The following is a 15,813-nucleotide window of genomic DNA, read 5'->3' as shown; positions in this document are numbered from 1 at the left end:
GGCCAGGCGTTGTCGGTCAGGACCCGCTCGATGCGGTCGATGCCGTTGGCCGCGAAGAACGCAGCGGCTCTGCGGAGGAAGCTGGCGCAGGTGGTGGCCTTCTCGTCGGTGTGGATCTCGCTGTAGGACCAGTCTGGAGTAGTCGTCGACGGCGGAGTGGACGTAGTCGAAGCCGACACCGGTCTTCGCCGCGCGTCCCGCTTGCCGGCCCAGGACTTTGTGGCCGCCGCCGTCGGGGATCCGGCCGAGTTTCTTGACGTCCACGTGGACCAGTTCGCCGGGCCGTTCGCGTTCGTAGCGGCGGATGAGCGCTCCGGTGGGCCGGTCGAGGAAGGCGAGGCGGTTCAGGCCGTGGCGGACCAGGATGCGGTGGACGGTGGAGGCGGGCAGTCCCAGGATGGGGCCCAGGCGGGCGGGTCCGAGCTTGCGGGCCTGCCGCAGCTGGCAGACGCGGGCTTCCACTGCCGATGGCGTGCGGTGTGGTGTCGTTGTGGGGCGGCTGGAGCGGTCGTGCAGTCCTTGCTCGCCTTCCGTCTGCCAGCGGCGGACCCACTTGTGAGCCGTGGTCCGGGACACGCCCATTTCCGCCGCGACGTGAGCGACCGGACGGCCAGAGCGGACACGTTCGACCAACAGCCGCCTGCCATGAATGGTCAGCCGGGCATTACGGTGGGACACGAAGACCTCCGCGCGGTGAAGACTCGACACCTCCACCACACCGGAGGTCTTCGCCACGATCAAGACCGGCCAGTGTCAACAACGCTCGTGATCAATACACCTAGCACTCACGAACCTCCCGAGGAGGCGGCCGGGCGGCGTAGCCCGTCGACGAGGACGCCGACGACGCGCTGGTTGTGTTCGGGGCCGTGTCCGGGTACGGGCTGGCACAGCTGGATGAGGGTGTGCAGGAGCTCCTCGGCGCCGATGTCGTCGCGGACCGTGCTGTCGGCCACGGCGTCGTCGAGCAGCGCCGCGAGGGCGGGAACCAGCCGCCGCAGGAAGTAGTCGGGCAGTTCCGCGAAGGCCGGATCGCCCGAGTGCAGCGCCGAGGCGAGACCGCGTTTGGTGGCGAGCAGTTCGGTGAACCGCTGGATCCACCGGGTGAGGGCCTCCGCCGGTTCGTGCGCGGCGCTCAGCGCGGGGCCGGCGTCGGCGACGGCGTCGATCCCGCTCTCCACGACGGCCTTGACCAGGTCGGAGCGGTGCGGGAAGTGCCGGTACAGCGTGCCGACTCCTACGCCGGCCAGGTCGGTGATCTCCTTGGCCGGCGCGTCCACCCCGGAGGTGGCGAAGACGGTGTGCGCGGCCTCGATCAACGCGTCGACGTTGCGTCGCGCGTCGGCGCGGCGCCGGCGCGGCGCTGCTTCGCCGCCGCCCGGCTCCGCCGCGCCGGGCGACGTGGCGTCGGACCGCGTCCTGTGGTGGGGCACCACAACGCCTCCTCTTGCGTAACCGGAATGGTTTTCCGTATGGTCTTTCCGGAAGGGCTTTCCGTTTAATGGAGCCTACGGCATTCGGCTGGTCGCCGACCACCACAGGAAGAGAAACCCATGCAGTACCGGACTCTGGGCCGGACCGGCATCAAGGTCAGCCCCTACGGCCTGGGCACCCTGATGCTCGCCACCGCCATGGGCAACGCCCCCGAGGACTCGGCCCGCGTCATCCACAAGGCACTGGACGCCGGCATCAACCTCATCGACACCGCCGACGCCTACGGCGACTCCGAGGAGGTCGTCGGCCAGGCACTGAAAGGGCGCCGGGACGACGTCGTGCTCGCCACCAAGTTCGGCCGCCCGACCGGCCAGGATCCCAACCGGCGCGGTGGATCGCGACGCTGGATCGTCGCCGCCGTCGAGAACTCGCTGCGTCGGCTGCGGACCGACCACATCGACCTCTACCAGCTCCACTTCCCCGACCCCGACACCGAGGTCGAGGAGACCCTCTCCGCGCTGACCGACCTGCTCCGCAGCGGGAAGGTGCGCGCGATCGGCGCGTCGCACACCCCCACGGCCGACATCGTCGAGGCCCAGTGGGTCGCCGAGCGGCGCGGACTCGCGCGGTTCAGCACCGAGCAGCCGCACTACTCCCTCCTCAACCGCGGGATCGAGCGCGAACTCCTGCCCGTCACCCAGCGCTTCGGCATGGGCACCCTGGTCTGGGGCCCGCTCGGCCAGGGCCTGCTCACCGGCCGCGTACGCGCGGGCCAGGACAACACCCTGCTGCGCGCCGGCCTGATGGGACATCTCAACGACGAGCGCCGGCTTGAGACGGTCGAGAGGCTCATCGTCCTCGCCGGCGAGGCCGGCCTGCCCATCACCCACCTCGCTATGGCGTTCACCATCGCCCACCCCGGCGTCACCAGCGCACTGATCGGCGCCCGCACCATGGACCACCTCGACGGTCTGCTCAGCGGCCTGGACGTCACCCTGACCGACGATCTACTCGACCGCATCGACGAGATCGTTCCGCCTGGCAGCGATGTCGGCACCCTCGACCAGGCCTACCGGCCCCCGGCCATCGAGAACCCGAGTCTGCGCCGCCGCCCGCTGACCACGCGCGACGCGGCCTGACCGTGAAACTCCGGTACCAACCAGCGCACCAGAAGGGTTCCGCCATGAGTGACATCACCATCGACTGCACCATCGACGGGCAGGCCTACTCGACCGAGCAACTCGACCGCCTGCGGTACGTGCGCGATCTGCACGTGCTGCACCAGATGAGGCGGCTCGGTGCGACCATCGAGCACCACCACCGACCGCTGTCGGACGACGAGATCGACCACCTCAGCCCCGAGGACGCACACGCGGTGAACGTGGCCACGCGCCTGGCGCACGGTGCGGAAGGCCTTCGGAAGCTCTTCGCCGAGCAACTGCGGGCATCGGACCGGATGTGGAAGGACATGACCGCCGCGTCCGCCGGACTGCCACGGCAGAGAGCCTGCGCAGAACTCGTGGTGACCGGGGTGACCTGGGAGGACTTCCACACCCACGTGAGCGACTTCGGCGAACTCCAGAAGTTGGTCGTGCCGGCCAACCCCGATCACTTCTTCTTCGAACAGGAGGAGCCGGGGGTCGCCCGCGCCATGGAGACATTCGGCATGTACGGCACCCCGACCGAGGTGCTGGTCGCAGCCGACCCGACGCTCCCGGCCCCCTTCGACCTCGATGAGGGATACCGACTGCTCCTCGCCGGACACACGAGGCTGAGCAGCGACGGCAGCAGGGTCGACATCATCGCCTACCACCAGTTCAAGCCCATGCCCGGTGGCCTCGTCGTCAAACTCTGCGCGCTCTTCCCCGCGAAGGCGCCGAAGGAACTGGTCCACGGGCACAAACTGCACCTCGCGGTCGAGTTCGCCAAGACGCTCGAACTGATCGCCACCGCACGCTGATCCCGGCCAGCCGCCCCGGGGCGGCGTCGAGGCCCGGACCTGACCGAGACGCGCGACAGGGACGCGGCGGGCGGCTGGGCCATGGTGAACGGGCCGGCCCAGACAGCCGCCCGCCGCGCAGGGGCCGGAGATCCATGTCGCGCCGACCCGCCCCTCCGCAAGGTCCTGCCAGCTGACGGGGTTCACGATCCGCGGCTGCTCACCGCGGGAACTGCCCCCCACGGCCTACCGACGACCGGCTCGGCGACGAGCGCCGCCCCCCCTCGTGTCCACTCGGGCCGGCGTCGGCACGCCGTGCGCTGCTGGCGCACAACCTCTGTCCCCGCTCGACGGTCTTGATTGCCGCAGACGAACGGTCCGTGTGGTGGTGGCGATCGCCGCCGCGACGACCGCGGGCGGGTTGCTGCCCGCCCTTCCGGCCGCGCCCGCGCAGGCCGCGCCGGCCCGGTACGCCGACGACTTCAACGGCGACGGCTACCGCGACTACGCCGCGTACCACCCCGGCCTGTCGGCTGTGGGCGGAGTGCGGGTCACCTACGGAACCGCGCCCGGGCCGGGGTCGCGGCGACAGGTGATCGATCAGAACAGCGTGGGCGTGCCGGGCACGAACGAGACGGGCGACATGTTCGGTGAGTTCCGGACCTCCGCGGACTTCAACCGCGACGGCTACGCCGACCTCTTCGCCGACAGCTCCCTCCATCCGGCGGTGCGCCTGCCGGGAAGCGCGAGCGGCATCACGACCACCGGCCTGACCCAACTGGCGGACCAGTACGTCATCGACGGCATCCTCCAGTAGCGGCCCTCCCGTGCCGCACACACCCACTACGTTGATCGCCCCCGGCGATTCGGAGGCGAACCTTGTGCGTTCCACCACCCGGCCGCCTTCGCGGACGGACGCCACTGGCGGCCGTCCTCCGGGGGCGGCCGAGGGCTGGGGCGTCTGACCTGCGGAAGCGGGTCAGGGGCCCTTCTGCTGTTTCAACTCACGGAACGTTGAGGTAGCTGGCGTTGCCGTCGCTTGCCGTGCGTCGTCCCGCGCTTGGCCGGTTCGCGTTCCCAGGCGTTTCACGGGACGACCGTGGCATGTACGCCTGGTAGGCCGTCGAAGGCGGCTTCGTCGTCGGTGGTGAGCAGGGTACGGGCGGTTGCCGCGGCGGTCGCGGCGATGATGAGGTCGTGGGCGCCGCGCGGTTTGCCCTGGCGGCGGACGTGGGCGAGGAGGCGAGCGTGGATGACGGCGATGTCCGCGGTGTAGTCCTCGACGGGGATGAGGGCGCGTACTCCGTCGACAAACGATTGGCGGCGTTCTCGCCGGGTGCCGTCCGCCAGCTCTACTCCGAACTGCAGTTCCGCGAGGGTCACGGCCGCGATGGTGACGTCGTCCTCGTCGTCGAGCAGCCGGGTGAGCCCCGTGCCGCCGCGCTCGGCCCGGATGACGACGCCGGTGTCGAGGATCAGTCGTCGTGCCATGTCGCGCTCATCTCGTCGGTCACGTTCTCCCGGGCCGTGGTCACGTCGTCGGCGAAGTCCTCGTCGACGGGGTGAGTGGCCAGGAACTCCTTGATCGCGGCTCCGTTGCCGGCGGGCGCGGGGGAGAGGATCGCCAGACGGCGTCCGCCGCGAGTGATCACGATCGTCTCTCCGTGCTCGGCGCGGTCGAGCACGGAGGCGAAGTTGCGTGCGACCTCTGTCGCCGTCATCGTCCTCATGGAATCAGAGTATCTGATTCTATGAGGCCATGTGGGTTACGCTGCCCGCTCGACTCGCCGGTGGAGACCGAACAAGACGCTGAGTCGCGCCGTCCTGTTTCCCGATGTGCGCCAGGGCCAGGGCGCCGTAGATGGCCAGAGCAGCAGCCCGCCCGGCCGGTGGCGACGACGACGCGGGGGCGATGGGCGGTCGCGGCGGCGCGGGCGAGCGGCGAAATCTTCTGGCGGATGGTGGCCGTTTGCGTCTCGGCTCGCGACAGAGGGGCGATGGTTGAATGCGCACGCTAGGGAGCGGGATGTCTGAGGTACTTGATGAAGCGGGCCACGTGCGGGAGACCGGGCTGCTGACCGGTCTGGCGCATGGTCAGAGGCGTGTGGCGGGGAGACTGCAAATCGGCCGGCTCAGCCTACCCAGGTTCGAATTCTGGCGCCGCCACAGCGCAGAGGCGGCCCTCTGACCAGTGAAAACGCCGGGTCGAGGGGAAGGAGGGGGGATGCTGGAGGCTGCCGTGCCCCTACGGTTCCTTTGCCCTCGTGACGCGATTGATCGTTGCCCACCCGTTCGTGGCCGGTGGTCGGCCAGGCAGACGGGCTGTGTCATCGCCGTGCCATCCGGCGACGTGGTCGGGACGGCCGGCCCTTGAGGGGGGGCCGGCCCTCTTCAGGGCCACGGCCTTGGTGTCAGAGCCCTGGCGTACGCGGTGGTACGGGGGTGGACTGGATGATCGAGGTGGTGGTCTGCCCATGGAGGAGGAAGCGGTCGAGTACCTCCTCGAAGGTGTTGAGGTCGGTGGCATGGACCTTGATCAGGAAGCAGTCTTCGCCGGTGATGCGGTGGCACTCGCTGACCTGAGGCAGGCTCCGTGCCAGTTCGGCGATCTTCGGCAACTGCCCCGGGCCGGGGCGGACCCGGACGAAGGCGGCCACGGGGTAGCCCAGCGCTGCCGGATTCACGTCGAGGCGGTAGCCGCGGATCACGTCGTCCTCCCGGAGGCGCCGTACCCGGTCCCGTGCGGTGGGTACCGAGACCTCGACACGGCGGGCCAGCTCAGCCGTGGACAGCCGGGGGTCCGCGTCGAGCTCGATCAGTATGGCCCGATCCACAGCGTCCACTTCTTCACCTTTTTCGTTATCGCAAGGTCAACTGTGGTATTCCAGCGTCAACCGTAAAGCAAGTGGCCGATCAGCTTGCGCCTTCGGCATGGTCGTGGGCGTTGCCTGCTTGCGAACCTTTACCCGTGGTCAAGACGCTCGCACGCTTCCGCCCGAGCCCCGGTGGATCGGCGGCACGCATCGCCGCTGCCGCCGATCGCGTCCCGCCGCCGGCGTTCCTCGTCACGAGCGCCGTCTTCCACTACCTCGGACCCGCCTTCGCCGTCCTGCTCTTCGCCCACCTCGACGTCCTGGGCGTGGCCTGGCTGCGGATCGCCTCGGCTGCCGTGGTCTTCGCCGTCTGGCGACGCCCGTGGCACGTGTGGGGCGCCGCCACCTGGCGCCAGCGTCGGCTGCTGCTGGCCCTTGGCACCGTGCTCGGCCTGATGAACAGCGTGTTCTACCTCGCCCTGGACCGGCTGCCGCTCGGCACTGTCGGAGCCATCGAGTTCCTCGGCCCCGTTCTCCTCGCGGTCATCGGGGCCCGCACCGGCCGCACCGTGCTCGCGCTCGTGCTGGCGGTCACCGGGGTCTCTCTGCTCACCGACGTGCATCTCGTCGACGAACCGCTCGGCCTCGTCCTCGCCTTCGGCAACTGCGTGCTGTTCACGCTCTACGTGGTCCTCGGCCACCGCCTCGCCCAGGACGGCGGCACCTCGGGCATCGATCGCCTCGGCGCCTCGATGCTCGTCGCGATGATCGTGGTCGCACCCGTCGGAATCGCCGACGCCGCCGTCACCTTCGTCACCCCGACTCTCCTGGCGGCCGCCTTCGGCGTCGGGATCTGCTCGTCGGTCATCCCCTATGTCTGCGATCAGCTGGCCATGGCGCGCGTCTCCCGGGCGACCTTCGCTCTGATGTTGTCCCTGCTCCCCGCCACCGCGGCGATCACCGGCATCGTCGTCCTCGCCCAGATCCCCTCCTGGCGCGAGGCCGTCGGCATCGCCCTGGTCGTCGTCGCGGTCGCGGTCCACCAGGAACGGAATGAGGAAACCGCGTGAAATACGTCAGGTTGGGCGCTACGGGACTGAAGGTGTCCCGGATCTGCCTGGGCATGATGAGCTACGGCAATCCTCCGGATCCCGGCCACCCCTACTGGGAGGCCTGGCACCTCGATCAGGACGCGGCCGAGCCCGTCGTGCGCCGAGCCGTGGAAGCGGGGGTGACGTTCTTCGACACCGCCGACATGTACGCCCAGGGCGCCAGCGAGCGGACCACGGGAGCCCTACTGGCCAAGTTCTTCCCGCGCCGCGAGGACTACGTGCTGTCCACGAAGGTGTACTACCCCATGGGCCCAGGGCCCAACGACCGGGGTCTGTCGCGCCGTCACATCCTGGAAAGCATCGACGCCTCGCTCGAACGTCTGGGCACGGACTACGTCGACCTGTACCAGATCCACAGGTGGGACGACGAGACCCCGATCGAGGAGACCATGGAGGCGCTGCACGACGTGGTCCGAGCGGGTAAGGCCCGATACATCGGCGCGTCGAGCATGTACGCCTGGCAGTTCGCCAAGGCCCAGCACACGGCGCGGTCGGCCGGCTGGACCAGATTCGTGTCGATGCAGAACCACTACAACCTGCTCTACCGGGAAGAGGAGCGGGAGATGATCCCGCTCTGCCTGGACCAGGGCGTGGGAGTCCTGCCGTACAGCCCGCTGGCCCGCGGACTGCTCACCGGCAGCCGGGAGCGCGGCGGCCAAGGGAGCACAGTCCGTTCCGGCAACGACCCGCTCGCCGACACGAGGTACACCGACGCCGACTTCGACATCGTGGACGTCCTGCGCACGCTCGCCGCGGGACATGGCCGCCCCGCGGCGCAGATCGCGTTGGCCTGGCTCCTGTCGAAACCCGGCGTGAGCGCGCCCGTCCTCGGTGCGACCAAGCCGCACCACATCGACGACGCGATCGCCGCGCTCGACATCACCCTCGACGGGGAACAGATGACCTCGCTCGAGACGCCGTACCGCCCGCACCCGGTCATCGGACACGAATGAGTCCCCACATCGGAACGGCCTCGATGGGTGACCAAGGCGACCTGGAGCGCATCCAGCGGAACTGGGAGGACGCCCTACGGATCACCGGCTCGATCCGCACCGGCGCGGTGCGGGCCTACGACGTGATCGTGCTTCTCCCCTTGCCACAGACAACAGGGCCGCTTCACGAGGCGTTCGGAAGACGTCTCCGCAGGTCGCGCTCAGTGATACCGCAGATATGGAGAGGTGGCGCGGAAGGGGGTGCGGTCATGGTCGGCGGTTCGGGCGTTCGTCCCAACGGTGAGTCATCCATGCTCGCCGGATCAGGCTGCGCACGGTGATGACCGTGTCGGTGAGGTCGAAGAACGCGTCGACAACGGGGGCGCGCCGGCCGTATCTCTCCGTCATCACTCAAGGTGGGGACAGATCCAGTCGATTGATGGACCCGCTCCGATGGGCGTGCCGGTGCGGCCGTCCACAGCCTGTGTCTTAGGAGGCGGCGGCTCCAACACCGAACCGACAGTGAGTAGATCCGCCTCCCTGCCCTCCTGATGTCCGAATCGACGCCCCCGCACTCGACGTCACCGAGGACACCGTGCTCGTCCTGCGCAACGTCGGCCCCATCGGTGGCCCCGGCATGCCCGAGTGGGGGGCCAACTACCCATCCCCGAGAAGTTGTTGCGCCGCGGAGTCCCGGACATGGTGCGCATCAGCGACGCCCGGACGAGCGGCACCGCCTTCGGCACGGTCGTCCTTCACGTCGCCCCCGAGGCCAGGGCCGGCGGCCCGCCCGGCCTGCTCCGCACCGGCGATCCCGTCACGCTCGACACCGCCACCCGACGCCTGGACATCGACCTCCCGGCGGCCGAGCTGGCCCGGCGTCAGGCCACCGCCGCTTCGTGGCGGGCCCCACGACCCGTCTGACACCACCCTGCCGGCCGGGCTCCTCAGCGGCTGGCACGGCGGCGACTCTCTGGAGGCGGCCGACACAGGCGGCCAAGCCAGGACGCCAGAGGACTGCTCGCCACCCGCATGTGTCTTCAAGGCGCCGTGTCCGGCGCCACGTGAGCGCGTGCGGCTCGCTCATGTCCCGCGCGGTATAACGCCATAGCGATATTGATCTTAGACAGGATGACCGTGGGGTCATAGCGTCGAGGTGCTCGCACAAGGCGGCACCTGAGGAGGTTTCATCGTGGTCACCAGCGTTCCGGGGCCTGCGGCCGCTCGTCGGACGGGGCGGGGGAATCAGCGGGGGATCGGCACCACACGAGCCGGGGCGACGTTCATGAGGTTCGTCGCCGTCTCGCTGGTCGCCGCCGTGGTCGGCGTCTGCGCGGTGGGCAGCGCCGACGCCGACAGCCAGGGCAGGGGCGGAGTCGAGATCCTCGAACTCGAGGTTCAGAACGACCAGTACGTGGTTTCCGATCTCGGCCAGTCAGGGCCGAGCGTGGGGGACATGCACGTCTACTCCGGCACCGCCATCAAGGATGGTCGCAGCGTCGGACGTGGGGGCGGATCGTGTCAGGTCATTCACGTCGTGGGCGAGGACCTCACGATGCAGTGCCTGATCACGATCGAACTCGAGGGCGGCTCCCTCACGATGCAGTCGCTCTGGTCGGCCGGAACGAGTTCGCTCGACATGGCCATCACCGGCGGTACGGGCGTCTACGGCAACGTGGGGGGCACTGCTCGCTACTGGGACATCGCGACGCCGAACGAGAGGTTGCGCGCCGAAATCCTGCGCTGACCCGCGAAGTCGAGCTCCGCACCGGGTGTCACGGCCCCGACGGCAGCGGCGTGGTCCCGGCTGGAAGTATCGGCGGTGGTGCGGCGGCCGTGCGCGCTGACGAGGTCGCGCCGTGGGTAAGTGGTCTGGAGGGCATGACGTGGACCTGCACACACTCAAACAGTTCCTCGTGGTGGCGCGTCTCGAGCACCTGAGCCGGGCGGCGGACGAGCTCCGCGTCGCCCAGCCGTCGCTGAGTCGAAGCATCGGGCGGCTGGAGGGCGAACTCGGCACGCCGTTGTTCGACCGGGCCGGCCGGCTGCGGCTGAACGACGCGGGGAGGCTCTTCCGGGACCATGTCGAACGCGCCCTCGGCGAGCTCGACGCGGGGCGGCGGGCGGTGGCCGAGACCACCGGCGAGGGATTCGGCACCGTGCGCCTGGCCTCGGAGACCTTCCTGACCTTCACCGGGCCGCTCGCGGCGTACAAGCGAGCCCATCCGCACGTCGAGGTCGAACTCCACCAGATGCCGGCCAGCGAGATGGCCCGCCGCCTGCGGGCTCAGGACGTCGACCTCTGCGTCGCCTCACAGCCGATCCCCGCCGAGGACGTGGAGTCGATCCAACTGTTCGAAGAGCCGGTGGGAGTGGGCACGTCACTCGACCACCCGCTGGCAGGCCGCGGCTCGGTGACGGTCGACGAACTCGCCGACGAGTCGTTCGTCTCCGCGGGCAAGGGGCACTGGCAACGCCGCCTCCTCGAACGGCTCTTCGCCGGCCGGAACCTGACACCGAAGATCGTCTGCGAGGTCGACGAACTCAGCGCCATCGCCGAACTGATCAGCGCGGGCCTCGGTGTCGGCCTCGTCCCCGGCATCGCCCGGCGCACCACCGGTTCGTTCCCCGCAGCCTGGATCGCCGTCGACCACCCCGACTGCCGGCGTACGGTCACCTTGTCCTGGTGGAGTGGCGGCCATCTGTCGACCGCCGCCCGCCTGATGCGCACCACGATCGCCGACTGGGAGTGGAACGGAGACCGCGCGCGGCGTCGGACCGTGGGGAGTGAACCCGGCAGCCGTTCCGAGAGCCACCGCGAGCAGCCGCCGGGGCCACGGATCAGCTCGGCGACGTCTGGAGAACACGGTTCGGTCATGTCCTGATCGGTGCGGAGGAGCCTACCGCGCGGCCAGCTCCACCCGGACGACCCGGCCTGGCAGAACGCGGTGAGCGCCCTGGAAAACGGGGCACACCCGATCGCCAGGGTCGAAACCCGATAGTTCCGCGAGGCGGTGGGCGGTGGGCGGCGCGACGGCTGCCGCCGCCCACCCGTCGCCTGTCATGGGAGGGGCGGAGGCTGCGCCGCCTGGCCGGCGGCGCTGGTGGCGCTTCGGGCGCCCTGGGAGACCGCCCGCGTGTCTTCGGCGTCTCCCCGGCGGAGCACGTACAGCTTGCCCATGGCCACGAGGCTGGGGCCGCACAGCATGATCGCGAGCCACCACACGTCCCTGGCCACGTAGACGCCGGCGGCGAGCATGGCGACGCTGATCGCGGCGCCGACGTACAGGCCGGTCATCCAGAGCGCGTGCTGACGCTTCTCCCGAACCGCGCGAGCCGCACGTTCCGCGGCTGCCTCGGCCTTCTCGTCGGCGCGCGCGGCCGCTTCCCGCTGCATGTCCAACTGCCTGAGCCGGATCTGGTGTTCCCGTTTCAGCTGGGGTTCCAGCGCTTCGAAGGCGACCTTGAGCTGCTCGGGTCCGCCGAGGGCGGCGCCCCACTTCATGGCGATTTCGAGCCCCGCCGAGACGACGGGGTCATCTTGCGGGAGGGGCAGAGCACCGCTGTTTTCTTCCGTACTCACCGCCGGACGCCTCCGTCGCCGCTTCCTGCTGGAGTGTGTTCGAGTTCCGTCGGTTCCGGGGGCGGTCCGAGGCGTACGAAGAGTTGGGCGAGGGTGCGCTCGAACTCACCCGCCGCTCTGCCCACCGCGGCGGTCTCGTTGTCGTGGAGAGGTGGCGCGTGGTCGCGCAGCAGCTGGCCGGCGGCGAGCCCTTGCTCGGCGAACGCGGCGCGCGTGGGTGCGGCGCTCCGGGTGGCGCGGCTGGCGACGGTGGGTTCGGCCGGTGTGTGCGGTATCGGATAGCCGCCCGTGTTCAGCGCCCAGTGCAGCCGGTACGCGTCCAGCGGGCCGGAGAAGGCCAGGCCCTGCCCGTGGGTGCAGCCCAGGGCGCGCAGCGTGGTGACCTGTTCGGGCAGGTCCACGCCGTCGGCCACGGTCTGGAGCCCGAGGTCGGTGGCGAACCGCAGCAGATCACTGGTGAGGTTGCGTACCGCGGCTGACCGGACCATGCCCTCGACCACGCCGCGTTCGAGTGTGAGCATGTCGACGGGGAGCCGGCGCAGTGCGGTGACGGAGACGGATCCACGGCCGAGGCTGCCCAGGGCGACCCGGACGCCGAGTCCGCTCAGGGCGGTCAGGTGGCGTGCCAGATCGTCGAGGGTGACGCGCGGGTCGATGTCGGACAGCTCGACGATCAGCGATCCGGACGGCAGCCCGTGCCGGGTGAGCAGGACTTCGATCAGGCCGAGCGGGATCGAGCGATCCAGCGGCCGGCGCGCGCTCATGCGCACGGCGACGGGGATGACGTGCCCTGCCGTGGCACGCTGGGCGGCCAGCTCGACGGCTTTCTCCAGCACCCAGATACTCAGTTCGGTGCCCTCTTCGGCGCCTTCGAAGCTGTCCTCGAAGACCGCCGGCGCCCCGGCCGGCGTGTAGAGCACACCCCGCGAGGACCGCCAGCGCGCCTGGGCGGCCACCGATGTGATCCGCCCGCTCCGCAGAGCCACCACCGGTTGGTGGAGCAACACGAACTCGCCGTCCTGCCGCGCCACGGGCCGGCGTGTGTTCGGTGCAGCAACGCCCGCCACGTCCTGGCGCGGCTCCGGCGGGTAGAGCTCCACGCGGTCCTCGCCCCCGGCCTTGGCGCGGTACAGGGCTCGGTCGGCGCTGCGCAGCAGTTGGGCCGAGCCGAGGCCGGGCTCGGCGAGGGCCACGCCGATGGAGGCGGTGACGCGAATCTCGCCGCCGTCGATGAGATAGGGCCGTGCGAGCGAGGCCCTGAGACGGTCGGCGAACTCGAGGGTGTCGCGTTCGTGGGCGGCGCGGTCACGGGTGCCGTCGCCCGCGATCAGGACCGCGAACTCGTCACCGCCCAACCGGGCGACGGTGTCGCTGCGCCGGACCGCGTCCCTGAGCCTGCGGGCGACCTGGATGAGCAGCGCGTCACCCGCCGCGTGACCGACAGCGTCGTTGACGGCGCTGAAACGATCGAGATCGATGAGGAGCATGGCGGAACGGCTGTCGAGGGTCTGTCGGACGCGCTTGATGAGGAAGGCCCGGTTGGGCAGTTCCGTGAGTGGGTCGTGTTCGGCGTCGTGCCGCAACCGCGCCCGCTCGGTCATGTCCCGGCTGTTCAGGAGGAGGCCATCGTCCGGCGTGATGAGCACGCCCTCGGTCGGGTCCGTCGAGGCTGACCTGTTCGTCGCGCTGGCATCGCTGGCATCGCTGGGATCGGGCGCCTCCACGCCCACCTTGTCATCCGTCCGGGGGGCCGGGTCGCTGCGTGCACGCCCAGCCCTGAACAACGACCACACGAACTTGCGCATGCCCATCCCCCTTCGCGGCACGTGCACCGACCGTACCGAGGATTTGGCGGCGCCGTCACTGAGACAGGTCGACTGTCAGCGGCCCGGGCGACCGTGACGCGCCCTGAACGTTCGCGTCAGCTCTTCGCCCTGCGGGAGCGGGCCATGCGGGCGGTGAGGCGGCGGGGGGCGTACTGGACGGCGGTGGCGTAGAGCTTGAAGTGCCAGCCGGCGATGCTGCGTGGTTTATTGCGGCGCAGGTCTTTCATGGCCTGGTTGACGACCTGGTCGACGGTGAGCCAGATCCAGTCGGGGACGGTGTCGATGTGGGGGGCGCCGGTGTGGGTGAAGCCGGGGCAGACGGCGAGGACGCGGATGCCGTGGGGTTTGAGGTCGTGGCGGAGCGATTCGCTGAAGTTGATGAGCCAGGCACGGGCGGCGCCGTAGGTGCCGGTGGGGAGGAGGCCGGCGACGGAGGCGATGTTGAGGATGGTGCCGTGGCGGCGGGCGGTCATGCCGGGGATGGCGGCGTGGGTGAGGCGGAGCGGGGCGCGGACGAGGAGGTCGAGCATGCGTTCCTCCTCGGAGAGTGGGCTGCGGGGGTAGGGCTGGGGGAGGCTGTGGCCCGCGTTGTTGACCAGGACGTCGACGGCGGTGGACACGAGGTGCTTCTCGACGGTGGCGCAGCCCAGGCCGATGCCGGAGGTGCCTCCGGTGATCAGGGCGGTGGTCATGTTGCTACCCAAGCTCCTCCGGCTCGAGGCCGGCACCTTCTCCCCGGCTGATGCGCTATCCGGGGAAATCCCGGGTGTCTCCTGGTGACCATGAGCTGTCCGCCCGCAACGAGCCGATATGCCGTCATCGAGCTCATGATGGATGCGTGCCGCGGATCTCACCGCCCGTGACGGCGACGCGGCAGCCCCGACGCAACACCCACCCTGTGCCCGAAGGAGATGCCATGACCGCCACCGCACCTGCGGCCCCGACCGCACCGGCGAGCGGACGCGCCTGTGGCCCGCCGTCGTCGACCGGCCCACCTCGGGAAGCGTCGGCAACCTTCCCCTGGAAGCCACCGCCCACTACCAGGCCGTTCTCGACCGATTCGAGGGCATCGACCGCCCCTGACAGCCAGCGGGCAACGGGGGGGCGAACGCACCCGACAAGGAGCTTGGCATGAGCCACCCCACAGCAGCCGATGAGCCCGCACCGGCGACGATGCAGGCCGTCGTCGTCACCCGCCCGGGCGGCCTGGACGCCCTGGAGATCAGGGACGTGCCGGTGCCCGCACGCAAGCCCGGGCTGGTGCGGATCAGGGTGAAGGCGTTCGGCGTCAACGAGTCCGAGGTCACCACCCGTAAGGGAGAGTCGGACCCGGAGGTCACCTACCCGCGCGTGCCCGGTATCGAGGGCGTCGGCGTGGTCGACGAGGCCGACGAGGACAGCGGGCTGCACCCGGGGCAGCAGGTCGCGACCATGATGGGCGGCATGGGCCGCTCCTACGACGGCGCCTACGCCCAGTACGTGACCGTCCCCGCCGGCCAGGTCATCCCGTTCGAGACCAGCCTGCCGTGGGATGTGGTCGGCGCCCTGCCGGAGATGTTCCAGACCGCCTACGGCTCCCTCGTCACCGGTCTCGGTCTGCGGGCGGGACAGACGCTGCTGATCCGCGGCGGCACCTCCACGGTCGGGTTGAGCGCGGCCACGCTCGCGAAGGACCTCGGAGCCACCGTGCTGTCCACCACCCGCAGCCCGGAGCGGGCCGGGGATCTGCGGGCCGTGGGCGTCGACCACCCCCTGGTCGACGACGGCACCCTCGCCGACCAGGTGCGCGAACTGATGCCGGACGGCGTCGACGCCGCACTGGAACTGGTGGGCTGCTCGACCCTCGCCGACACCCTCCGCGCCGTCCGTCGCCACGGCACCGTCTGCTTCACCGGAGCCCTGGCGGGCCAGTGGACGATCCCCGACTTCACCCCGTTCGTGATCCCCAGCGGGGTGCGGCTGACCAGCTACGCGGGCGAGGCCGCCGACCTGCCGGCCGAGGTCTTCGCCCGCCAGCTCCAGGCCATCGTCGAAGGGCGCCTCAAGGTCCCGGTCGCCAAGGTCCACCGCGGTCTGGAACAGGTCCGTGACGCCCAGGCCGACGTCGAGTCGGGCACCACCCCGGGCAAGCACGTCGTCGTCCTGGCGGACTGAGAAGCGAGCACTCGGGGCGCCGC

The 15,813-nt window shown here is 70.2% G+C and carries 14 protein-coding genes and 4 pseudogenes; 9 read left to right on the top strand and 9 right to left on the bottom strand.

Going from position 1 to position 15,813, the window contains the following annotated elements; all coding sequences use genetic code 11:
* A pseudogene (locus tag RNC47_RS16855) lies at positions 1–678 on the bottom strand (helix-turn-helix domain-containing protein); the annotation flags it as partial.
* 107 nt (positions 679–785) lie between these two features.
* Complete coding sequence (locus tag RNC47_RS16850; RefSeq protein ID WP_394814799.1) at positions 786–1,430, bottom strand: TetR/AcrR family transcriptional regulator; 645 nt, start codon at positions 1,428–1,430, stop codon at positions 786–788.
* Positions 1,431–1,550: 120 nt separating this feature from the next.
* Between RNC47_RS16850 and RNC47_RS16845 the strand changes: the two genes are divergently transcribed.
* The 3 genes from RNC47_RS16845 (at position 1,551) to RNC47_RS16835 (ending at position 4,187) form a co-directional block, all read left to right on the top strand.
* Positions 1,551–2,570, top strand: a complete 1,020-nt coding sequence (locus RNC47_RS16845) for an aldo/keto reductase (protein WP_311599634.1) — start codon at positions 1,551–1,553, stop codon at positions 2,568–2,570.
* 44 nt (positions 2,571–2,614) lie between these two features.
* Positions 2,615–3,391: a hypothetical protein gene (locus RNC47_RS16840; RefSeq protein WP_311599632.1), complete on the top strand. Its 777-nt coding sequence runs from the start codon at positions 2,615–2,617 to the stop codon at positions 3,389–3,391.
* A gap of 364 nt (positions 3,392–3,755) precedes the next feature.
* Positions 3,756–4,187 (top strand): FG-GAP-like repeat-containing protein, encoded by a 432-nt coding sequence (locus RNC47_RS16835; protein WP_311599630.1) that lies wholly within the window; start codon positions 3,756–3,758, stop codon positions 4,185–4,187.
* 269 nt (positions 4,188–4,456) lie between these two features.
* Here the strand turns inward: RNC47_RS16835 and RNC47_RS16830 are convergent, their stop codons facing one another.
* From RNC47_RS16830 to RNC47_RS16820, 3 genes are all read right to left on the bottom strand, one after another.
* The gene (locus RNC47_RS16830) at positions 4,457–4,861 is read right to left on the bottom strand and encodes a PIN domain-containing protein (protein ID WP_311599628.1); all 405 of its coding nucleotides are present in this window, start codon (positions 4,859–4,861) and stop codon (positions 4,457–4,459) included.
* The gene (locus tag RNC47_RS16825) at positions 4,846–5,100 is read right to left on the bottom strand and encodes a type II toxin-antitoxin system Phd/YefM family antitoxin (protein WP_311599627.1); all 255 of its coding nucleotides are present in this window, start codon (positions 5,098–5,100) and stop codon (positions 4,846–4,848) included. The genes RNC47_RS16830 and RNC47_RS16825 overlap by 16 nt, the downstream gene beginning before the upstream one ends.
* 681 nt (positions 5,101–5,781) lie before the next feature.
* Positions 5,782–6,213: an Lrp/AsnC family transcriptional regulator gene (locus RNC47_RS16820; RefSeq protein WP_311599626.1), complete on the bottom strand. Its 432-nt coding sequence runs from the start codon at positions 6,211–6,213 to the stop codon at positions 5,782–5,784.
* A gap of 125 nt (positions 6,214–6,338) precedes the next feature.
* On the opposite strand from RNC47_RS16820, the gene RNC47_RS16815 reads away from it, so the two are divergent.
* Positions 6,339–7,253: an EamA family transporter gene (locus RNC47_RS16815; RefSeq protein WP_311599624.1), complete on the top strand. Its 915-nt coding sequence runs from the start codon at positions 6,339–6,341 to the stop codon at positions 7,251–7,253.
* A complete protein-coding gene (locus tag RNC47_RS16810) occupies positions 7,250–8,248 on the top strand; it encodes an aldo/keto reductase (RefSeq protein WP_311599623.1) in 999 nt (332 codons plus the stop codon). Before RNC47_RS16815 ends, RNC47_RS16810 begins: the two co-directional genes overlap by 4 nt.
* A gap of 246 nt (positions 8,249–8,494) precedes the next feature.
* Here the strand turns inward: RNC47_RS16810 and RNC47_RS16805 are convergent.
* Positions 8,495–8,623 (bottom strand): annotated as a pseudogene (locus tag RNC47_RS16805) (IS5/IS1182 family transposase); the annotation flags it as partial.
* Between the two features lie 160 nt (positions 8,624–8,783).
* Between RNC47_RS16805 and RNC47_RS16800 the strand changes: the two are divergent.
* The 3 genes and pseudogenes from RNC47_RS16800 to RNC47_RS16790 form a co-directional block, all read left to right on the top strand.
* A pseudogene (locus RNC47_RS16800) lies at positions 8,784–9,142 on the top strand (dihydroxy-acid dehydratase); the annotation flags it as partial.
* Positions 9,143–9,512: 370 nt separating this feature from the next.
* Entirely contained in the window at positions 9,513–9,974 is a 462-nt protein-coding gene (locus tag RNC47_RS16795; protein WP_311599621.1) for an allene oxide cyclase barrel-like domain-containing protein, read from the top strand.
* A 139-nt stretch (positions 9,975–10,113) separates the two neighbouring features.
* Positions 10,114–11,112, top strand: a complete 999-nt coding sequence (locus tag RNC47_RS16790) for a LysR substrate-binding domain-containing protein (protein ID WP_311599619.1) — start codon at positions 10,114–10,116, stop codon at positions 11,110–11,112.
* A 176-nt stretch (positions 11,113–11,288) separates the two neighbouring features.
* Here the strand turns inward: RNC47_RS16790 and RNC47_RS16785 are convergent, their stop codons facing one another.
* From RNC47_RS16785 to RNC47_RS16775, 3 genes and pseudogenes are all read right to left on the bottom strand, one after another.
* Positions 11,289–11,810 (bottom strand): hypothetical protein, encoded by a 522-nt coding sequence (locus RNC47_RS16785; protein WP_311599617.1) that lies wholly within the window; start codon positions 11,808–11,810, stop codon positions 11,289–11,291.
* Between the two features lie 242 nt (positions 11,811–12,052).
* Positions 12,053–13,435, bottom strand: a pseudogene (locus RNC47_RS16780) (putative bifunctional diguanylate cyclase/phosphodiesterase); the annotation flags it as partial.
* Between the two features lie 296 nt (positions 13,436–13,731).
* Positions 13,732–14,328: an SDR family NAD(P)-dependent oxidoreductase gene (locus tag RNC47_RS16775; protein WP_311599616.1), complete on the bottom strand. Its 597-nt coding sequence runs from the start codon at positions 14,326–14,328 to the stop codon at positions 13,732–13,734.
* Positions 14,329–14,767: 439 nt separating this feature from the next.
* Here RNC47_RS16775 and RNC47_RS16770 point away from each other — a divergent pair, with 439 nt between their 5' ends.
* A complete protein-coding gene (locus RNC47_RS16770) occupies positions 14,768–15,790 on the top strand; it encodes an alcohol dehydrogenase catalytic domain-containing protein (RefSeq protein ID WP_311599614.1) in 1,023 nt (340 codons plus the stop codon).
* Positions 15,791–15,813: the final 23 nt, after the last annotated feature.

It is taken from the genome of Streptomyces millisiae, from assembly GCF_031845425.1.
GTDB lineage: Bacteria > Actinomycetota > Actinomycetes > Streptomycetales > Streptomycetaceae > Streptomyces > Streptomyces millisiae.
Note: the sequence above shows the minus strand (reverse complement) of the source record. Positions and strands in the feature narration are given on the sequence as shown.

Coding starts and splice junctions, on each gene's coding strand:
- RNC47_RS16845 (WP_311599634.1), top strand. CDS start 1,551: ATGCAGTACCGGACTCTGGGCCGGACCGGCATCAAGGTCAGCCCCTAC.
- RNC47_RS16770 (WP_311599614.1), top strand. CDS start 14,768: ATGAGCCACCCCACAGCAGCCGATGAGCCCGCACCGGCGACGATGCAG.
- RNC47_RS16840 (WP_311599632.1), top strand. CDS start 2,615: ATGAGTGACATCACCATCGACTGCACCATCGACGGGCAGGCCTACTCG.
- RNC47_RS16825 (WP_311599627.1), bottom strand. CDS start 5,100: ATGAGGACGATGACGGCGACAGAGGTCGCACGCAACTTCGCCTCCGTG.
- RNC47_RS16795 (WP_311599621.1), top strand. CDS start 9,513: ATGAGGTTCGTCGCCGTCTCGCTGGTCGCCGCCGTGGTCGGCGTCTGC.
- RNC47_RS16775 (WP_311599616.1), bottom strand. CDS start 14,328: ATGACCACCGCCCTGATCACCGGAGGCACCTCCGGCATCGGCCTGGGC.
- RNC47_RS16830 (WP_311599628.1), bottom strand. CDS start 4,861: ATGGCACGACGACTGATCCTCGACACCGGCGTCGTCATCCGGGCCGAG.